This is a genomic window from Pseudaeromonas sp. HNCC25DJ182, assembly GCF_055413365.1.
This window is the reverse complement of sequence record NZ_JBVAYG010000016.1, coordinates 18,336-37,432: the sequence shown is the minus strand read 5'-3', so window position 1 is coordinate 37,432 and position 19,097 is coordinate 18,336. Positions and strand designations below refer to the sequence as shown.

The window sequence follows — 19,097 nt, the reverse complement described above, 5'->3', positions numbered from 1 at the left end:
GAGCCATTTGCCCGGTTTACTGTAAGGCGAGCCAAGGCTTGTCGTTATGCCATTGGATACACCACTCCTCGACTGCCGACGCGGGCATCGGCCGCGCTATCCCGTACCCCTGAACCAGATGGCAGCCCAACAGGCGTAACTTCTTGCCGTGGGCCATGGTTTCGACCCCTTCGGCGATCACCTGGCGATGAAACACATTCGCCAACTGGATCACGCCCTCGACGATGCCCAGATCATCGTTGTCGGTCAGCATATCGCGGACAAAGCTTTGATCGATCTTCAAGGTATCTATGGGTAGCTTGCGCAGATAGGTCAAGGACGAGTAGCCGGTGCCAAAATCGTCGAGGGCAAAATGAATGCCCAGCTGGCGGCAATCCAGCAAGATCCCGATGGCCTGCTCTATGTCGGCAATCGCGGCACTCTCCAGAACTTCCAATTCAAAATGTTCGGGTTTGACCTCGGGATGCTGAGCCAGTGTCGCCTGCAGGTGGGCGAAAAAACCGGGTTGGAGCAAGTGACTGGCGCTGACATTGACGCTGACGGTCATCAGTAAACCCGCGCTATGCCAAGCGGCGGCTTGGGTCATCGCCGTGCTGATTACCCATTCGCCGAAGGTCGTTTCCAGGTGACTGCCATGGAGATGAGGCAAGAAATCCGCGGGCGCGAGCAGACCCAGCTCGGGGTGTTGCCAGCGGATCAGCGCTTCGACGCCAATGACCCTGCCGTCATCCAGATCCACTTTGGGTTGGTAGAACAGTACAAATTCCTGGTTCAGCAGCGATTGATGCATGGTTTCCAGATACTTACGGTGGGTTTGTGCCTTGCGATCGCTCTCTGGATCAAACAATTGGTAACGGTTTTTCCCCGCTTCTTTGGCCTGATACATGGCCTGATCGGCATGGCGCAGCAAGGTATCGGGATCTTCATTGTCTTCCGGGTAGAGGGTGACGCCTATGCTGGCCGAAATGGTGATCCGGATGTCGTTGGCGCTGACGGGTTCGCCGATCGCGGCGAGTAAACGCTCCAGGATCAGAGTGCAGTCTTCCGCCGATGTGATATCGGCCAGCAGGATCACGAATTCGTCCCCACCGATCCGGGAGAGGGTATCTTCGTTGCGTAGAACCTTCAGAAGATTGTTGGTTACGCCAATTAATAGTCGATCGCCGACTTCATGGCCGTAGCGATCGTTGATGGTCTTGAAATTATCCAGATCGAGAAAGCAGATGGCACAGGACTTATGATGCCGCACCGAGCGGACTATGGCTTGATGCAACCGATCCGACAGTAGCCGCCGATTAGGGGCCCCGGTTAACGGATCATAATGGGCGACCCGGTCAAGCTCGAATTCATGGGCTTTGAGTTGGGTTATATCGGAAAACAGACCCACATAATGTAAAAGTTCGCCTTGGGCATTGCGTACCGTCGAGATGGAGAGCAACTCGGCATAGACTTCACCATTTTTGCGCTTATTCCAAATTTCACCGCGCCAGAAGTCATGTTCATGCACCGAGTGCCACATCGCCTGGTAAAAGGCTTCGTCATGTTGCCCGGAGGAGAGCAGGCTGGTTGGTTGACCAATCGCCTCTTCGGCCGGATACCCGGTGATCCGGCTGAATGCCGCATTGACCTTGACGATGATATTGTCCGGATTGACCACCATGATGCCTTCATAGCTGCTTTCGAACACTACCGCCGCTTCCTTTTGTGCCTGCTCGAGGATCTTGCGCTCGGTAATATCGGTGTGGGTGCCGGACATCAACAGCGGATTACCTTGGTCATCCCAGGTGACTATGCGTCCGCAGGAGAGGATCCAGCGCCAGCCACCGGCTTTGGTGCGGCAGCGGATCTCGACTTCATGGCTGGGGATTTCGCCGCGTAAATGGCGCGCGATCGAGTCTTTGGCGATTGCCAGATCGTCACTCTGCACAATTGCAGGCCAGTTATCGGGTTGAACTTCCATCTCACCTGGCTCATACCCCAGCATGGTCTCCCAGCGTGGGCTGACCACGAATTCGTTGGTCTGCAGATTCCACTCCCAATACCCCTGATCGGAGCCCTCAATGACCCGGGCGAGCTGCTGCTCGCGTTCCAGCAGTGCCTCTTCGGCCCGCTTGTGTTCGGAAATATCGGATAAGGATCCAATCAGACGGGTCGCCTCGCCGCTGGCATCGCGGTGTACCGCGCGCCCCAACACTCGCATCCAGCGAATTCCTCCGCTCTTGGTGACGAGACGAAAGGTGAAATCCAGACGGCTGGTCTCACCACGACGATGTGCATTGATATGATTGAGCACGCCCTCCCGATCAACGGGGTAGATCATGGTGGTAAAAAACGTGAAATCATGGGTATCTTCGTCGGCGGAGTAGCCGGTGACTTCGTAGTAGCGGGGCGAGCGGTAGATGCTCTGGCGTGATATATCCCAATCCCAGAAACCATCGCTGGTGGCCTCGACCACCAGTTGCAGGCGTTCCTGGCTGGCCTGAAGTTGTAGGGCCAGTAATTTGGCATCGGTAATATCCTGCATGGTGCCATGCAGGTGATTGATGTGACCTCGTGAGTCGGTGATGGCTTCGCCGCGAGCCGTGATCCAGCGATGTTCGCCGTCGTTGCGAATGATCTCGACATCACATTCGTAGCTCTGGCCGAGCTCCCGACACCGGGTGACCAGCGGATCCAGCTGCTGCCAGCTCTCGGCCGTAAAGTAACGTTGAACTTCGGGGTAACCTGCGGCGGGGAGCTGGCTATCACGACCAAATATCTGGTAAATCTCGTCGGACCAACGAGGGATCCCGGTTTGCAGATCCCATTCCCAGTTGCCCACCTTGGCCAGGCGCTGGGCATGCCGTAGCGCAGCCTCACTGGCTTTGAGCGCATCCTGGGCCTGTTGTTGGCTGGTAATATCCCGCGAAATACCAAACAGTCCGATGACGGCGCCACTCTTATCCAGTACCGGGCCCTTGGTCACCATAAACACCAGCGACTGTCCGGTCTGGATATTGAGGTGCTCGATATGAGTTTGTACTTTGCCAGCGGCCATGATTGCGCTGTCGGTGTCGCGCAAGCTCTGCGCCGATGCCTCGTCAAATAAGGCTCTGTCATCAAGACCTAGCAGTTGCTGCGGCGTTTTACCGACAAAGGCCGAGGCGGCGGCATTGGCCATCAGATAACGGCCTTGTCGATCCTTGATAAAAACCGCATCGGAGGTGCCGGTCACAATGGAGTCCATCAGCCGTTGATTCACTTCCAATGTGGCGATGGAGCGTTGAAGCAGGGCGCTGAGAATACTGACCGCGATGCCGTTGACCATCAAAAACACCCATTGCAGGTGCACATAGGCTGGAGACGTGAAGGCATGCAGCGCAGGCTTGGCGAGCAGGTCAATGCCCAGACACAATAGCGCCGTGGCCAGTAGACCCGGTCCCAAGCCCCCGATCAGGGCGCTGAGGATGATGGGCAGCATAAACAGGATCATCAGGGGTTGTCGGCTCAACTCGAGCGGGATCGCCATGCGCAGCGCCAGCATGGAAAGCGCTATGGTGATGGCAAAGCCGTACATCAACCAGCGCGATTGCGCGCTATGGCTGATACCGATCGAGATGGCTTCCAGGAGTGAGCTGCGAGGCCCGGCACTGCGATCAGGAATGGCACGCAAGGTAAAATAAAACAGCGCGGCGGTCGCCACAACAAAAAAGATCCCCTTAACCGTCGATAACTCGACTACAGCGTCAGAGCTGGCAAGCAACATCAGCAGATGATCGGAGAGGAAGATCCACACTAAGGCCAGGACAAGATAACTGCTGACCGCCAACAGGATAAAACGATTGCGTGGCGATTTGAACATCGATTTACCACCTCTCAGGGCTACTGACGACGCGGTCCCCGACTGACCCGCAGCTGCACTGAACACCGGATGTGCATCATAACTCACGATCAACCGATGGGCGTTTGGGTCGTCGAGACCGTCAGCGTACACGTTGAACGCGTCAGCCATAGAATGACGTGCTTTGAGTGTACATTCCGTGCTCGAAGATGGGAATAATGATGAAATTGCTGTGGAAACAATCACATTTATGCAGTTTACCCTTGTGAGTCGTGTGTATATTGCACGATGTAGGCTGGGTGGCTGTCATCGGATGGAACCCGGTGACAGCCACTGTCGACCGCTATGTTTAGCGTGGGCTCAGCAGTTGTTCGACATCTTCGATAACTTGCAAGGCCGCTAGCGGGCCGCCCACCGAGGTCCAGAGTGAACCATCGACGCGGCCATAATGGCCGCGCTGGATGGCCCCCATCTGACGAAACGCCGGGCTCTGTGCCGCTTGCTCCATGGCATCCACCGCCTCGCCACTGGTACTGAGTGTGCCAATCACCAACCAATCGCCATCCAGACGGGCTAGGGATTCCAAACTGAGTGACGGCGAGTGGGTATGGCCTGGTTCCTGTTGCAGGGGGGGGCGCACCAATCCCAGCTGCTGGATCACCCGACTGGCAAAGGCATCCCGGTGCATATAGGCCGGCCCCTTCGGATTCCAGCGCACTATGCTCAGACTCTCACCCTGATGGGATGCCAGCAATTGCCGGGCTTGGGCCAGCCGAGCCTCATAGCGCGCCATAAAGGCCGTCGCTTCGGCTTGCCGGTTGAGAATACCCGCGACCCGATGCAGCGTTTCCTGCCAGGGCGCACCCCAGTTGGCGGTGACCAGAGTCGGCGCTATCTGGTTGAGCAGAGCCAGTTGTTCCGGTTTTATCGGCCCGGTGAGGATGAGATCCGGCTCCAGAGCCAGTACCAATTCCAGATTCGGATTATCCAGCGCCCCGATGGAAGGCACTTTCTGGCCGCCAGCGGCCGCTAGATAACGGGGCAGTGCACTCTGCCCACGGCCGTTGACGGCTCCAATCGGCGTGATGCCCAGGGCGAGGGCAATATCCAGATCGATTTCACTCAAGGTCACCACTCGGCTCGGGTGATCCGGAACCTGATGGACTTGCCCCAGGGCATCGGTGACTGGACGCGCCTGGATCGGGCCTGAGAGCAGAGAGCCAAACAGGGCGAGAGTTAACAGTCGTTGCCAACGGTGGAACACTAATTTCAGCATGGAATTTCCTTGGTCGTGAGCTCAGGGGGCAGGGGGCGACGGCGTGGGACTATGACAGGTGCGGCATCGAAGGGTGCCTGGAGAATGTCCACTTCCGTGCCATATAGCTGTTCGATCAGTGGTTTGTTAATCACCTCGCGCGCCGGACCCCAAGCGGCGATCTGGCCGTCTGCCAGGGCCAGTAACTGGTCGCAATAACGGGCGGCGGCTCCCAGATCATGGATCACCATCAACACAGTCTTGCCGAGCTGGGTCATCTGGTGGATGGCCTCGAGCACATCGGCCTGGTGGCCCAAATCCAGTGCACTGGTTGGTTCATCCAGCAAGATCAGCTCGCTGTCCTGGGCCAGGATCATGCCGAGCCAGGCACGTTGCGCCTGCCCGCCGGATAAAGAGGCGACCGGCTGCTGCCAGATGTTGGCTAATTGCAGACGATCCCGAGCCGTGGCGACCAGACGGCTGTCCTCGTCACTCCACTGCCGCAGCCAGTTTTGATGGGGATAGCGACCATATTGCACCAACTGATCCACCCGTATGCCAGCGGGCAGCAGCGGACGCTGGGGCAAGTAAGCTAACTGCCGGGCCAGGGTCTTGTGGGCATAAAGGGGTAACGGCTGACCACCCAAGCGGATGGTTCCGCGATCCGGGATCTGCTGGCGAGCCAGCAGTTTCAGCAGCGTCGATTTGCCGCAGCCATTGGGGCCGACGATACCGACCAGTTGCCCGGGCGCCAATTGAAAGCTGATCCCTTGCAGCACGGTTTTTTGCGGATAGGAAAAATGTAAATCTTCAACATCAAGCAACATTAGTGGTCTCCGGAGGGGCGGCGGCGCAGCAACAGACCGAGTAGTAATAAGCCACCGAGCAAGCGTGTCATCAGCCCGGTTGGTAATTCCTGGGGATAGGCCAGCAGTCGGACCAAGGTGTCACTACCGAGCAGGAGTAAGGCGCCACACAAGGCGGCCAGCCACAGCGGGGCTCCCGGTTGCCGCAACAGGCTGGTGGCCATGATGGGCGCGGCCATGGCAATAAACACCACAGGCCCGCCGATCGCGGTTCCCAACGCCGCCGTCAGAATGGCCAATCCCAGCACCGAAAGTTGCAGCGGTACCATCATCAATCCCAGACTGCGGGCACTGGCCGGATCGAGCAGCAACAAGGTCAGTGGGCGCTGCAGCACAATGAGCAAAGGACACAGCAGCAGCAGACACAGCGATACCGGCTGCAGCGTGCTCCAGCCCTGGCCAGCGAAGTGGCCCATCGACCACAGATAGAGGCTGGCCAGATGGACCAGTGGTTGGCTCGACATCGCCAATTGTCCCAGCGCATTGAACAACTCGGACAGCGCAATACCGATGACCACGAAGCGATAGCCCTGCTCCCCCGGATCCCGGCACAAGGCATATAGGGCGGCAGCGGCCAGCACCGAGCCGAGGGGGGCCGCCCACCAGGGCCAACTGCCAATACCCAACTGGATGGTAAACAGTATGATGGCCAATGCGGCGCCCTCATTGACCCCGACCATGTCAGGGGTCGCCAAGCGGTTCCGGACCAGCGTCTGTAGCAGACAACCGGCGATACCGAGCGCGGCTCCTGCCAGCAGGACTGCGCAGATCCGGGGGAGGCGGATGCCATGGATCAGCAGCTGCGGCATTGCCGGGCCACGCTGCAGCAGTCCGTCCCAGATCTGCTCCGGTGTTAACCAGAGGGTGCCAACGCCCAGAGCCAACAGGGACGCGATCGCCAGTAGCAGCGTCAGCACAGTGCCCAGTAGCAGGCCGCGGCGGGGTAACAGCAAGGCATAGGGCCCTATGCGGAGTAGGAGTTGTCCTGCCGGGATGAACCGCGATGTCGTCATGCCGCTCTCCCGGTTAACCAGGGAGTGCGCGTCCGCCAGACCATGCCGATCAAGACAGGCGCGCCCACCACGGCCAGCAAGGTGCCATCGGCCAATTCGAACGGCTGGATCAGCCAGCGCGCCAGAATGTCCGCCACTAACAGCAGTAGTGCGCCCGTCAGTGCAGAAAATAGCAGCTGGCGGCCTAGCGCGACCGGCGCAACCTGCCGCGCCAGCACTGCGGCCAGTAACCCCAGAAAGCCGATCGGTCCGGCTAAAGCCACCGCACTCCCGGTCAGCAGGGTGACCACTAGCAGGATGATCAGGCGGACCCGCTGCGTGGCGACGCCCAGGGCGCGGGCCTGAGTATCGCCCATCTGCATCAGGCTCAGGCTGCGGCACACCGGCAGGATCAGCAGCCAGGCCAGTAACACCACCGGCAGCAGAAATTTAAGGGCGGCCATTTCGACCGCCGCGACCGAGCCCATATCCCAGAACCGGAACTGATCCAGCACCGCCTGATTGGCCAGTAGCAGGAAACTGGACAGGCCGCTGAAGATGGCGTTCAAGGCGACCCCCACCAGGATCAGGGTCAAGGGTTGACCTGCGGATAGTAACGAGCCCAAGGCCAAAACCAGTAGGTTGCCCAGCAGCGCCCCCCCGGCGGACCAGAGCAGATAGCCGAAGCTAGAGCTGATACCGGCATAGGTCAGCCCCAGGATCAGACCCAGAACCGCACCGGCATTGACGCCGAGGAGTCCGGGCTCTGCCAGAGGATTGCGGGTGGCGCTTTGCAGCAGGCTTGCCGCCACCGCCAGGGCACTGCCGACCAGCACGGCACAGAGCGTCCGTGGCAAGCGCAGCGTGTACAGGATCATGGTCAAGTGAGGATTGCTGTGTAAGGCGGTATCGCCACCCAGGTAGCCGAATAAATAGCCGAATAATTCGGACAGCCCATATTCGCCCGCACCGACCGCCATGGATAACAGCATAAAACTACCGAGCAACAGCAAACCGATACTGGCCAGCCTGCGATGATGACGATGCATGAAACACCTCACGCGACATAGGGAGCAGGTCAGCGGCCACTGGAGTGGCCGCTTGCCGGGTTACAGTTGGTAGGCGAATCCTGCGGTCACGGTCCGGCCTTGCAGCACGGTATCGGCGGCGGTGGCGACCTCATCCCGTTTGGTATTTGTCAGGTTGTTCATGCCCAGTTTCAGCGTCAATGGCTGGATTGGGTTGTAGTTGGTACCCAGATCCAGGGTATGGAATGCCGCACTCTTCTGGTTGGCATTGGCCGAGGCCACATAGATCAGCTGGCTACCTGTGTATTGGTAGCGGCTGAAGGCGTTGAGGTTGCTCAGCATTTGCCAGTTCAGAGTCAGGTTGGCGGTGTGCTCGGGGGTTTGCAGCAACTCCAAACCCGTGGTTTCATCCTTGGCTTTGACGAGTGTGTAGTTGGCATCCAGTTTCACATTCTGAGTGACATCCATCCAGGGCATGAACTCAATCCCGCGCAGGCGCGCCTGACTGATGTTCTGGTAGGTGAGGACCGGTGCGCCGGGATTGGTTTTCCAGCTCTGGCTCTGGATCATATCCTCAATCTGGTTATCGAAGGCGGTAATGCCGGCTCCCCAGCTTGTATCCTGATAGGCAGTTCCGAGCTCGTAACTGAGGGCGGTTTCCGGTTTCAGATCTGGGTTCCCGACCACGACACAACGACCGCGACACGCGGTGACACTGTAGTCCTCGTCGGACTGTGCCAGAGTGGGCGCCTTGAAGGCTTTGCCGACACCGCCCTTGACGACCCAGCGCTCGGTCAGGTTATACAGGGCATAACCCCGTGGACTGAACTCACTGCCATAGGTGTCGTGGTGATCCAGTCGTCCGGCGACGGTCAAGGCCAGATCGCCAATGCCATATTCGTCCTGCAGGTAGGCGGCTTGTTGATCGACTTTGGCATCGCCAGACTTCAGGTTGATGGAGTGTTGCAGTTGTGTCTGCCGATATTCGGCACCTGCGGTCAGCAAGTGGTCGCCGAGCAGCGTGCTGAGCTGGCCATCCACCGTATGATTCTGCTGGTTAATGTTGCCGATGGCGCCATTGAGTTCGGAGTCATCCATCAGATCGACATCTTCATAGAAATAGCGCAGTTGGCTGTTACCCGCTTGCCAGCGTCCGTTGTGAGCCAGCCCCAGCGTCACGCGATCCATCTCCTGACGGTTGGTCGGTGTGGCGCCGTAGTTGTTCCAGTGCGCCAGGCGATCGTCGCGGGTCAGACTGGCATCCAGGGTAATATCTTGTCGCTCGTCGAGCAGATATTTCAGTGAGGAGAGCAGACTGCTGCGTTCTTGTTTTTCGCTGGCATCGGCGTTCGGGTTGGTCGATTGTTCACTCTTCCAGGCATCTTTATGCTTTTGCTCGACAATGACCTGACCGAGCAATTTGTTGTCGATCAGGGCGCCGCTCAAATAGCCGCTGCCATCGTGCAAATCGCCACTCTGACCGGAAGTCGGTTCCTGATAGGCATATTCCAGTGCGCCCTTGGTCTTGGAGGTTGGCTCGCGCAGGATCACGTTGATCACACCGCCGAGGGCATCCGCACCATACAGGGACGAGATGGCACCACGGATCACCTCGATGCGCTCGACGGCAACCATGGGGATCGATGACAAGTCAAAATCGTTGCCATACGAGGAGCTCAGGGCATCGCGAGAATTGATACGACGGCCATTGATCAGCAACAAGGTGTAGTCACTGTCCATGCCACGCAGTTTGATTTCACTGCGCCCATAGCTGGTGGCCGGATTGACATTGACCCCAGGTAGAGACTTGATGGCATCGCCGAGGTTGGTAGCAGCCAGTTGATCCAACTGCTCTCGCGTGACCACAGAGACACTGGCCGGAGCGTTCAATTCGGTATGTTCGGTCTGACTGGCCGTCACCACCACACTCTCGGCGGTAGCCTCCGCGTCAGTATTGGCCATGGCGAGGCCAGGCAGCAGGGTGGCGCATACAATCGCCTTGGCCAGCGTGTTTAGTCGATGAGATGGGTTGGATGAGGGCAGCACATTAGACTCCTTGCAGGTGTGTCTTCTACACAAAAAATGAAATTGACCATTCCATAGCCGAGATATGCCGAAGAAAGGTTGCCGGGATCGGACGGGTCATTGGGGAGCTGAACGCTTCCCTACTCGAATGAAAGGATATTATTGATAATAGTTATCACTGTCAATGAGTGATCTATGCCATTGTTCTTGCGCATAAAAATGAACATAAATGGAACCATTACTACAGGTGGTGGCGTGGAGTCTTAATTCAGCAGGGATATGGATATACGAATCGGCCATGACGGTTTAGCCACGGCGGCACGGCTACGTCTGGTCTATGTGACGGGGCTGGATAAGCTTGGATCTATGGCGAAGGGTTAGCGTTCTGGACAGCTCGATGTCGGCAACCGGTAGGTTTTGAGCCGGACAATATGCACTGTGGTGGCAACTCCGATCAGCAGCAGTATGACGGCTAATGGCCACCAGTGAGCAGGAACGGCCACGACGGCGGAATAGCCCAGTGATAACCACATGATGAGCAGCGTCATGACTTTGGCCCGTAGCGGCATGCCATCCCCCGCGCGATAGCGTTGGATATAAGCACCAAACAGCCGGTTGTGGTGCAGCCAATGGTGCATACGCGTCGAGCTACGCGCAAAGCATGCCGCGGCCAGCAACAAAAATGGCGTGGTGGGTAGCAACGGTAGCAGAGCGCCCAATAGACCCAGTCCGACACATAATAAACCTGCGATGAGAAATAGCAGACGCACCAGCTGGTGGCGCTCGACCTGGCGAGGCGAGCTTGCAGTGACTGAGGCTCTTTCAAGCGGTGCTGGTTTGTTGGCAGTTGGCATCACAGCGATTTCCAGTCGGTATATTGCAGGGATCACCACCGGACTGGGGCTGATTCAATAGCAATATGCGATTAATTCTCATCTTGTCTGTGCTGAGCATATGGCCTAACGCCACGAGTTGCCACTCTTTGTTGTGCTCGATTCGTCATTTATTCAGCCTAGACCGAAGAGGGCGGATAGAAAAAAGAGGGCGGATAGAAAATAGCGGTTGTGATCCGCCTTGCTATCCGCCCGCCGCTTTTAGCCTTCTGTCTGGCGCCCCAGGGCCTGGGTCGTCAGCCGGGAAAGACGGCTCAGCTGCTGCCCCTGGCTGTCGAAATTGTCATCGGCCAGCCAGTGCTGATAACAGGGCAGTAACAGCGGCCACTCCCGATCCAGAATGGAAAACCAGGCGGTATCGCGGCTGTGCCCTTTATCGACCCTCGCCTGGCGGAAGGTGCCTTCATACAGAAATCCCAGCCGGACGGCCGCTTGCCAGGAGGGACGATTCAGGGCGTTGCACTTCCACTCGTAGCGGCGATAACCCAGTGAAAATGCATACTCCATCATCAGCACCATGGCAGCGGTCGCCAGTCGAGAGCGCTGCAGGGCTGGTGAAAAATGCAGCCAGCCCACCTCCACACTCCCGGCGGCCGGGTCAATCCGCAGGTAGCTGGCCAATCCCAGCGACTGGTTGCTGGCGGAGTCGATGATGCTAAAGAACAGCGGATCCTGTTGCTGACTGATGGTGTGCAGCCACTGCATGAACGCCGCTTGATCGACAAAGGGCCCGGTGGTCAGGTAAGTCCAGAGCGCGCCATCATCCAGGGCAAAGGCTTGCCAGAGATCCGCGCCGTGCACCGACGGATCCAGAGGCTCCAGACGACAGCCCCAGCCGGTCAGCACACAGCGTTGCGGATAGGGGCGTGGTTGCCAATCGGGGATCGGAGCCCCCAACGGCTGACCCCAGGGGTTGATATATGAGTTAGCATGCACAACCGATCCCTCCATCCGTCAGTTCACCGGCTTCCAAACCGGTGGCAATGGCAAAGCCATCCTGACGCCACCAGTGCAGGCCACCGATCAGTTCCTTGACCTGAAATCCCAGCGCGGCCAGCTTATAGGCGCCTCGCGTAGAGCCGTTACAGCCGATGCCATCGCAGTAGCAGACATAGAGCGTCTGCCGATCCAGATCGGCGGTACTACTGGCGTTCATGGTGCGATGAGGAAACGAGATCGCGCCGGGAATATGGCCGGCACTGTAATGTTCGGTCGAGCGGGTGTCGATGACCACAATGCCTGGCTCCTTGGCGAGCAGATCGGCGGCCAGGTCAGCGGGATCGGTACGAAACTGCAGTTGATGCTCAAAAAATCGGGCAGCGTCAGCGGGTAGCGCCAAGCCGGAGGAACGAACAGCACTCATGGAAAACTCCTTATGAATTCGTCACTGCCTGTGACAGGAAACGGGGTAGCTATTCATGACTCTAACGGCATAATGTACTGGTTAAACCAACCAATTTTGCACTAACGAGCAGACCAATTTTAAACCGCTGGTGGTGCATCATGTTGGTTCACCCTTGAACGTGGAGTCTTTGATGTCCGCCTTGCCCACTCTGCTTGCTCACCCTTCGCTGGCCGATTTGCCGTTGCATGAACGCCTGGTGCGGGCATTGCGCACTGCCATTTTGGAGGGCCATCTGTTGCTGCACAGTCGATTACCGGCCAGTCGCGCTCTGGCCCAGGATCTGGGTGTATCCCGCAGCACGGTGGAGCTGGCGTATAGCCGACTCGAGGCCGAAGGCTACTTGCAACGACGCACGGGGGCTGGAACCTTTGTGGCGCTGGCGGCTCGGCCGCAACCCAAACGGGCTTGTGTCACGGCGGCAGGCTTGTCCTTGCGCGGGCAGCGAATTCTGGATGCCGGACTCTGCCGTGATCCGGTCGGAGTGCCGGAGACCTTTGGCTCCGGTCAGGGAGATCCGTGGGTTTTCCCTCGGGATATCTGGGGCAGTTTGATGCAACGGCACTGGAAGCGGCAGGCGCCACGCTTGATGAGCTATGGTGATCCGCAAGGATTACCGGAGCTGCGCGCTGCCATTGCCTCCTATCTGGTGCAATCCCGTGGCCTGGTCTGTGCGCCTGAACAGGTGTTGATCCTCACCAGCTCGCAGCAGGGGATCCAGCTGATTGCCCAGTTGTTGATCGATGCCGGTGACCGGGTGTGGCTGGAGGAGCCGGGCTATCTGGGCGCGCGTAGCGCCATGCTGAGCGCCGGGGCCGTGGTGCATCCGGTGCCGGTCGATAGCGAGGGGATCGCCCTGGCGGCTTCGCACCCGGCACCCCGATTGATCTACACCACGCCTTCCCATCAATACCCTCTGGGTATGGTGATGAGCCTGCCCCGCCGTATGGCGCTGCTGGCGGAGGCGGAGCGGCATAACGCCTGGATTTTGGAGGATGACTACGATGGTGAATTCCAATATAGCGCCCATCCGCTACCGGCCTTGCAGGGACTCGACCAACAGGGGCGGGTGATCTATGTCGGCACCTTTAGCAAGTCGTTGTTTGGTTCATTGCGGCTGGCTTATCTGGTCTTGCCTTCGGCCCTGGTCGAGCCCTTCGCCCAAGCCCGGGCGGCGTTCGATGGTCACAGTAATCAGCTGTTGCAAGCCGTGACCGCCGATTTTATCCAGGAGGGACACTTTGCTGCCTATTTGCGTCAGGTCCGGCCCCTGTATCGCAGCCGTCGTGATCTGCTGTGGTCCGAGCTGGCCCGGCATTGTCCGGCGCTGACCCCGCTGCGAGCCGATTCCGGCCTGCAGTGTGCGGCTTTGCTGCCGCGAGGTGGGGAATCGCGCTGGACATCGTCCGGCAACGCACTCGGATTGGGATTACGGCCATTGAGTGGCTGCTACCTGGGCGCCGAACGTCAGGAGGGCTGGTTATTGGGCTATGCTGCCGTCAGCAACGCCCGGTTACTGGAGTTGTGTCGCCTGCTGGGGGAGGTCATGGCGCGTTAGCACCGTTCACTCATCAGGCCTGGGGCGTACCGGAGTCGGAGCAGGACGTCCGCACAGCGGCGGCGGGCGGGGCCGTCAGAGTCTGGGGGATATGCAAAAATGCTTTGATGGCATCGACGACTGCGGGATGAGAGCTAATATGCGGCAAGTGTCCTTGCGCATTAATAATCGATAATTCGCTGTTGGCAATTTGATTATTCAGATAGGTGGCAACTTGCAGGGGCACAAACACATCATTTAGGGATTGAATGATCAAGGTCGGAGTGACCACACTGGGTAATCTATCCCGGAAATCTGAGTTTAATATCGACGAGAGAACCGTCAGCATAAATTCCGGCTGAAATGAACGAATGGTCTGCGCAAAATAAATAGCCAAGTGTGGCTTATCATGATTGGCCATGGCGGATGAAGCAAAATCAACGACCCAGTCATCGAAATGATGAGTCACGGCTTTATAGATATTATTAAGATCTGCCGGAGTGAATCCACCCGAATAGTCAGGATGGTTGAGATAACAGGGCGAGGCGCCAATCATAATCAGATGTGAAAAACATCCGGGATATTGGATCGCGGCCAATAAACTGATCATGGCTCCTACGGAGTGACCGACGATAACCGCATTTTCAATTTGCAGATAACCGCAGATATCCAATAAGTCATCCGCATAGCGATCAATGCTGTGATAGTGCAGGGCAAAGTCTTCATCAAGGGTCGTGGCTCCGGCCCCCATGTTGTCGAATAAGATGATCCTGTGTGTCGCTTCAAACTCAGCGGCTATCGGTTGCCATGCCGTTTGATCGGTACCCAAACCATGTACAAAAATCATGGTGTTGTCTGCGGACAGGTTACCCATGATATGGACATTATTTTTTTGTAGCGGAGAGGGATTCGGCATTGCGGTGGGCCTCCAGAACAATAAATAACCTAGGAATACTAGACGAAGTGACGGATAGAGTTGTCGGATGGATCGCAAAACTTAAGCGGAGTGGGAAGTTCGGGTCACTCACATGGTATCCAGACGGGTGACACCTGGCCGTACGCGGTCGCGCCTGTTGCTTGTCATCCAGATAGCGGCATTCCAACCGCCCACTATTAATATCCAGGTCATGGCAGTTATTTTCATGATCCGGTTCTGCAATCGGCATGGAATTATATTGAATGATTAAGGTGTAATATTGGTTAAAAATGATCTGCGGTTTAAATAAATTTCAGATTAACTTGTAATAATAAAAATACCGCCTGATGGTTGGCGTTTTAGGTATATTGAAATAACCAAGATGTGACATTTATATTTAAATTATAACCGAAACCTTATTTCGTCTATAAAGTACGTTATTCCCTGAATAATCCGTAGCAACCACAGCAACGTCGGGATAGACGAGGTTATTCTACGGCGGGCTATGCACAGATCCTCGTTGCCGATGGCTCGATCATAGCCCGCCTGTGATGCGGTATCAGTCGCTGGCGACTGCGTTCAAGGGAAGCGGTTGTGCCCCACGTCGGGCGAGCCAGAACAAGGCCAGTCCGGGAACATACAGCCACAGCGACAACAGCAGGTTATCCAGCCCCGAGGCATACAGTAGCCAGGCCCCGTACAGGGTGGCTCCTCCGGCAATCAGATACTGGCCGACACCGAAGGTTCCCTGTGCCCGACCTCGTTGTTGCCAGCTCCAGCGCAGCAAGAATGCACCCACCAGCAGATAGGGCACCAGGATCATCTGGGACGAAATCGCCAGCAGCGTGTTGTAGGTTTCACCACTCCACAGCACCGCCAACAGAGAGCCTTGTACCGTCAGGCTGGTCAGCCACAGCGAATTGATCGCCACGCCTTGACGATTCTGGCGCCGGAAAATAGCCGGGAAGGCGCCATGCGTGGCGGCACTCCAGGGCACTTCTACGGCAAACAGAGTCCAGCTCAGGTAGGAGGCGGCGACTGAAATCACCAGACCTATGGCAATGATGTATTTACCCGGCTCACCCAGCAGCTGTTCCATCAGTAGCGCCATGGAGGGATTGTGCAACCCGGCCAGCGACTCTCGCGCTTGCAGGCCAAAGGCGAGCACGGTTACCAGCACATAGATCACCAGTGCCAGCAGCACCCCGAATACCGTCGCGCGGCCGATGTCCTGGCGTTTTTGCGCCCGGGCCGAGAGCACGACCGCGCCCTCAATCCCAGTAAAGACCCAGAGGGTGATGATCATGGTCTGCTTCACCTGCTCCCAGACCGGCACTTCCAGACTGATGCCCTGAAAGTCGAGTTGGGTTAGATCCAGACGGAAGGCCAACAGAGCCAGTACGATAAACAGCAGCAAGGGCAGCAGCTTGGCAATGGTCGCCAGCAGATTGACCAGGGCCGCCTCGCGGATGCCGCGGGCGACCAGCCAGTGCACGGCCCAGACGAACAGCGAGCCGCAAACTACCGCCTGCCAGGTGTTGCCATCGCCGAAGATCCGGCTCTGCTCGCTATCGGTGAACAGGCCCAGAGTGGCAAACACGATCACCAGATAGGAGACGATACCTATGGTGGCGCACAGCCAGTAGCCCCAGGCCGAACAAAAGCCGATCAGCTCGCCGAAACCGGCGCGGGCATAGGTGTAGATGCCACCCTCCAGATCCGGCCGCTGCCGGGACAAACGCAGGAAGCATAGGGCCAGCAGCAGTATGCCGACGCCGGTGATGCCCCAGCCGATGAGCACGGCCAGTGGCGCGGCCACCTGGGCCATGTTCTGTGGCAGGCTGAAGACCCCGGCGCCGACCATGGAGCTGAACACCAGGGCGGTCAGCGACCAGACCCCAATCTTGTGATTAGCGCTCATGGGTAGCTACCTCCGCCGCTGTGGTGGCAAAGGCTTGGGCGAGCACGGCGATATGCTCAGGCCCGATGCCGCAGCAACCACCGATCAGGGTGGCTCCGGCCTGGTTCCAGCGCTGGGCCCATTGCAGGTAGGCGGGCGGATCCAGATCGCTGCGCAGCTCATCGAGCCCGTCATTGGCGGTGGCCTCTTCCGGTTGTGGGGGGAATGCATTGGCATAGGCGCCCAGCGCCAGCTCGGCATGCTGCTCGTCCCGCACGACGGCGGCCACCTGCAAGGCCGATTCGATCACCTCGGGCTGGCTGCAATTGAACAATACCGCCTCGGCGCCCAGCTCCACGGCTGCACGCACGGCATCGGCCACCGGCTCGCCCGAGCGCAGGCGGGGAATGGCATCGACGACCGCATCCTGCAGGGTAAAAGAGACCCAATAGGGTTTGCCATCGGCGGGAAGCAGGGCGCGCACGGAGCGTACTTCGGCGATCAGGCTCTGGGTTTCCGCCAGCCAGAGATCAACATGGGCGGAAAGCGCGGCAATGATCGGCGCGGCCAACTCGGTGACGCGATGGGCTTGATACAGATCGGCGCGGTAGGATCCAAACAGCGGCGGCAGGGAACCCGCCACCCGGGTCTGGCTGCCGCGGCTGGCCTGACGGGCCAGCTTACCGGCTAGGGCGGTCAGTTCGGAGCCGCGCTCGGCGAAGCGGCCTTCACCGATATGAAACGGTACGACGGCGTAGTTATTGGTGGTAATGACTTGAGCGCCCGCGTCGATAAACGCCTGATGGGCGGCGACCACTTGCTCCGGTGCCTCCATCAGGGCCAGGGCTGACCACTCCGGCTGCCGGAACGGCGCGCCACGACGTTGTAATTCGCGGCCCATGCCGCCATCCAGAATGAGTGTTTGATGTTCCATGTCGTTATTCCATTTTTTCGCTAAGCATCGATAAATAGACGCTAAGACGTGTAGCCACTTGGACGTCCAGACTACCATCTCTTGTGACGAATACAAGCTTGGCGACGATCAACAGGTCCATGACGTTGGGATAGAGGAGGGCATGCGAAGTAAGAGGCGGCTCGGGTAGAAAGGGAATGAAGGGAATGAAGAGAATGAAGGTACGCCGAAGAATGGACGTCTCCCGTCGTGTCTAGCCTGTGGCTGGCTGCGACCGGAGAGCGTTTGTTGGCGGCAATCCTGCCGCCAACGGTTGGCTCGAATGGTTATCTTGCCTGCGCTAACTGACAGGCATTACTCCGAAACGTGAGCCTATGGGGGCTGTTAGGGGCATTTCTTCAGATTGAATTGCCAGTCGGCTCCTGAGAAGACCTGATGTTTGGCCGAGAAGCTATCCATATTCAGCGCCAGCGAGACCTGCAGCAGGCTGTTCAGATAGACCAGGGGTTGTCCCTCGGGCACATCGCCAAAGCTGCTGACATAAGGGGCGCTGCCACTGTATTTCTCCTGCTTGCCTTCCAGGATACGGATGCAGAGTTTGTCACCCTTCTGGATGCCAGCCTTGGTCAGCAAGCTGTCATCGATATTGGTCCAGACGTTGCCGTACTGGATATCGAGTACCGGGATCGTACCCTTGATCTCTCCGTTGGCCGAGAGCTGAGCCTGTTGATACGGGATCGAGACCACCTCAGCGGCCAGCTTGGGGCCGACCTGCTCGTAACTGATCTTGCCAGCGGCCAACCGGGCTCCGGTATAGGCATAGACGTCACGGCCGTGGAAGGTGTAGGACTTCTCGGAGCCTGGCAGGCGATTGGTTTTCTCATCGATCTGCCGGACTTCGGCGATGCCCAGATGTTCGGCCAGCAGGGTCAGGGTGCCGTTATCGGGTGAAACTATGTAGTGGCCGGTTTTGGTTTTTAGCACCACAGATTTGCGATCGGTGCCGACACCCGGGTCAACCACGCTGACAAATACGGTGCCTTTGGGCCAGTACGGCACTGTCTGGTAGAGGCGATAGGCCGCTTCCCAGATGTTATAGGCCGGGATCTCGTGTGTCAGATCGAAGACATGTAGATCGTCATCGACACCAAAGGCGACCCCTTTCATCGCCGAGACGGCACCATCTTTGACGCCAAAATCGGTCTGGATCACCAAGGCTTCATCGGTGTCGCTGGCAGACCAGGCGTTGGGGGCCAACAGGCAGGAGCCGAGCAACAGAGCGAGCGCAGTTTTCTGGAGAGACATGTTATTTCCTTATTCAACTTCCGTAAGTACTTGTTATCGACCGCCTGTTTCCGACAGGACGGCAGTCCGATATTGCCATTCCAATGCGAGACTTGTCTTGCTCTGCCCGTTCGTCACCTAGTAAAAAAGTGTTAATCGATATGCAGGCGTGTGCTAATGGCGGAGCGCCGCTCTGTGCTGGACCAGGGAGAGCGCGGCACGGGGCTCAAGAGAGAATGAGATAGTCGTCAAGTACAGGAAGCGGC

General features: G+C 57.9%; 14 protein-coding genes. 1 reads left to right on the top strand and 13 read right to left on the bottom strand.

Annotated elements, in window-relative coordinates:
* Nucleotides 1–16: 16 nt before the first annotated feature.
* The 9 genes from ACZYUB_RS13040 to ACZYUB_RS13000 form a co-directional block, all read right to left on the bottom strand.
* Complete coding sequence (locus tag ACZYUB_RS13040) at nt 17–3,841, bottom strand: sensor domain-containing protein (protein WP_463948513.1); 3,825 nt, start codon at nt 3,839–3,841, stop codon at nt 17–19.
* Between the two features lie 328 nt (nt 3,842–4,169).
* Nucleotides 4,170–5,096, bottom strand: coding sequence for an ABC transporter substrate-binding protein (locus ACZYUB_RS13035; protein WP_463948512.1), 927 nt, complete (start codon nt 5,094–5,096; stop codon nt 4,170–4,172).
* A complete protein-coding gene (locus ACZYUB_RS13030; protein WP_463948510.1) occupies nt 5,090–5,902 on the bottom strand; it encodes an ABC transporter ATP-binding protein in 813 nt (270 codons plus the stop codon). The genes ACZYUB_RS13035 and ACZYUB_RS13030 overlap by 7 nt, the downstream gene beginning before the upstream one ends.
* Nucleotides 5,902–6,954 carry an iron chelate uptake ABC transporter family permease subunit gene (locus tag ACZYUB_RS13025; RefSeq protein WP_463948508.1) on the bottom strand — a complete coding sequence of 351 codons (1,053 nt, stop codon included), beginning with the start codon at nt 6,952–6,954 and terminating at the stop codon, nt 5,902–5,904. The genes ACZYUB_RS13030 and ACZYUB_RS13025 overlap by 1 nt, the downstream gene beginning before the upstream one ends.
* Nucleotides 6,951–7,982: a FecCD family ABC transporter permease gene (locus ACZYUB_RS13020; protein ID WP_463948506.1), complete on the bottom strand. Its 1,032-nt coding sequence runs from the start codon at nt 7,980–7,982 to the stop codon at nt 6,951–6,953. The genes ACZYUB_RS13025 and ACZYUB_RS13020 overlap by 4 nt, the downstream gene beginning before the upstream one ends.
* Nucleotides 7,983–8,042: 60 nt before the next feature.
* On the bottom strand, nt 8,043–10,007 hold the full coding sequence (locus tag ACZYUB_RS13015; protein ID WP_463948504.1) for a TonB-dependent receptor domain-containing protein: 1,965 nt from the start codon (nt 10,005–10,007) through the stop codon (nt 8,043–8,045).
* A gap of 356 nt (nt 10,008–10,363) precedes the next feature.
* Entirely contained in the window at nt 10,364–10,840 is a 477-nt protein-coding gene (locus tag ACZYUB_RS13010; protein WP_463948503.1) for a YbaN family protein, read from the bottom strand.
* 240 nt (nt 10,841–11,080) lie between these two features.
* On the bottom strand, nt 11,081–11,815 hold the full coding sequence (locus ACZYUB_RS13005; protein WP_463948501.1) for a GNAT family N-acetyltransferase: 735 nt from the start codon (nt 11,813–11,815) through the stop codon (nt 11,081–11,083).
* On the bottom strand, nt 11,805–12,242 hold the full coding sequence (locus tag ACZYUB_RS13000; protein ID WP_463948499.1) for a rhodanese-like domain-containing protein: 438 nt from the start codon (nt 12,240–12,242) through the stop codon (nt 11,805–11,807). The genes ACZYUB_RS13005 and ACZYUB_RS13000 overlap by 11 nt, the downstream gene beginning before the upstream one ends.
* A 172-nt stretch (nt 12,243–12,414) precedes the next feature.
* Between ACZYUB_RS13000 and pdxR the strand changes: the two genes are divergently transcribed.
* Complete coding sequence (gene pdxR / locus ACZYUB_RS12995; protein ID WP_463948497.1) at nt 12,415–13,839, top strand: MocR-like pyridoxine biosynthesis transcription factor PdxR; 1,425 nt, start codon at nt 12,415–12,417, stop codon at nt 13,837–13,839.
* A 13-nt stretch (nt 13,840–13,852) separates the two neighbouring features.
* Here pdxR and ACZYUB_RS12990 read toward each other — a convergent pair whose 3' ends face one another.
* The 4 genes from ACZYUB_RS12990 to ACZYUB_RS12975 form a co-directional block, all read right to left on the bottom strand.
* Complete coding sequence (locus ACZYUB_RS12990; protein WP_463948495.1) at nt 13,853–14,734, bottom strand: alpha/beta fold hydrolase; 882 nt, start codon at nt 14,732–14,734, stop codon at nt 13,853–13,855.
* 559 nt (nt 14,735–15,293) lie between these two features.
* On the bottom strand, nt 15,294–16,655 hold the full coding sequence (locus tag ACZYUB_RS12985) for a basic amino acid/polyamine antiporter (RefSeq protein ID WP_463948494.1): 1,362 nt from the start codon (nt 16,653–16,655) through the stop codon (nt 15,294–15,296).
* Nucleotides 16,645–17,568 carry a homocysteine S-methyltransferase family protein gene (locus ACZYUB_RS12980; RefSeq protein WP_463948492.1) on the bottom strand — a complete coding sequence of 308 codons (924 nt, stop codon included), beginning with the start codon at nt 17,566–17,568 and terminating at the stop codon, nt 16,645–16,647. The genes ACZYUB_RS12985 and ACZYUB_RS12980 overlap by 11 nt, the downstream gene beginning before the upstream one ends.
* Nucleotides 17,569–17,931: 363 nt before the next feature.
* Nucleotides 17,932–18,852, bottom strand: a complete 921-nt coding sequence (locus ACZYUB_RS12975) for an SAM hydrolase/SAM-dependent halogenase family protein (protein WP_463948490.1) — start codon at nt 18,850–18,852, stop codon at nt 17,932–17,934.
* Nucleotides 18,853–19,097 lie beyond the last annotated feature (245 nt).

Excerpts from the sequence above, each read along its gene's own strand:
- ACZYUB_RS13040 (WP_463948513.1), bottom strand. The coding sequence starts at position 3,841 with ATGTTCAAATCGCCACGCAATCGTTTTATCCTGTTGGCGGTCAGCAGT.
- ACZYUB_RS13035 (WP_463948512.1), bottom strand. The coding sequence starts at position 5,096 with ATGCTGAAATTAGTGTTCCACCGTTGGCAACGACTGTTAACTCTCGCC.
- ACZYUB_RS13030 (WP_463948510.1), bottom strand. The coding sequence starts at position 5,902 with ATGTTGCTTGATGTTGAAGATTTACATTTTTCCTATCCGCAAAAAACC.
- ACZYUB_RS13025 (WP_463948508.1), bottom strand. The coding sequence starts at position 6,954 with ATGACGACATCGCGGTTCATCCCGGCAGGACAACTCCTACTCCGCATA.
- ACZYUB_RS13020 (WP_463948506.1), bottom strand. The coding sequence starts at position 7,982 with ATGCATCGTCATCATCGCAGGCTGGCCAGTATCGGTTTGCTGTTGCTC.
- ACZYUB_RS13010 (WP_463948503.1), bottom strand. The coding sequence starts at position 10,840 with ATGCCAACTGCCAACAAACCAGCACCGCTTGAAAGAGCCTCAGTCACT.
- ACZYUB_RS13000 (WP_463948499.1), bottom strand. The coding sequence starts at position 12,242 with ATGAGTGCTGTTCGTTCCTCCGGCTTGGCGCTACCCGCTGACGCTGCC.
- pdxR (WP_463948497.1), top strand. The coding sequence starts at position 12,415 with ATGTCCGCCTTGCCCACTCTGCTTGCTCACCCTTCGCTGGCCGATTTG.
- ACZYUB_RS12990 (WP_463948495.1), bottom strand. The coding sequence starts at position 14,734 with ATGCCGAATCCCTCTCCGCTACAAAAAAATAATGTCCATATCATGGGT.
- ACZYUB_RS12985 (WP_463948494.1), bottom strand. The coding sequence starts at position 16,655 with ATGAGCGCTAATCACAAGATTGGGGTCTGGTCGCTGACCGCCCTGGTG.
- ACZYUB_RS12980 (WP_463948492.1), bottom strand. The coding sequence starts at position 17,568 with ATGGAACATCAAACACTCATTCTGGATGGCGGCATGGGCCGCGAATTA.
- ACZYUB_RS12975 (WP_463948490.1), bottom strand. The coding sequence starts at position 18,852 with ATGTCTCTCCAGAAAACTGCGCTCGCTCTGTTGCTCGGCTCCTGCCTG.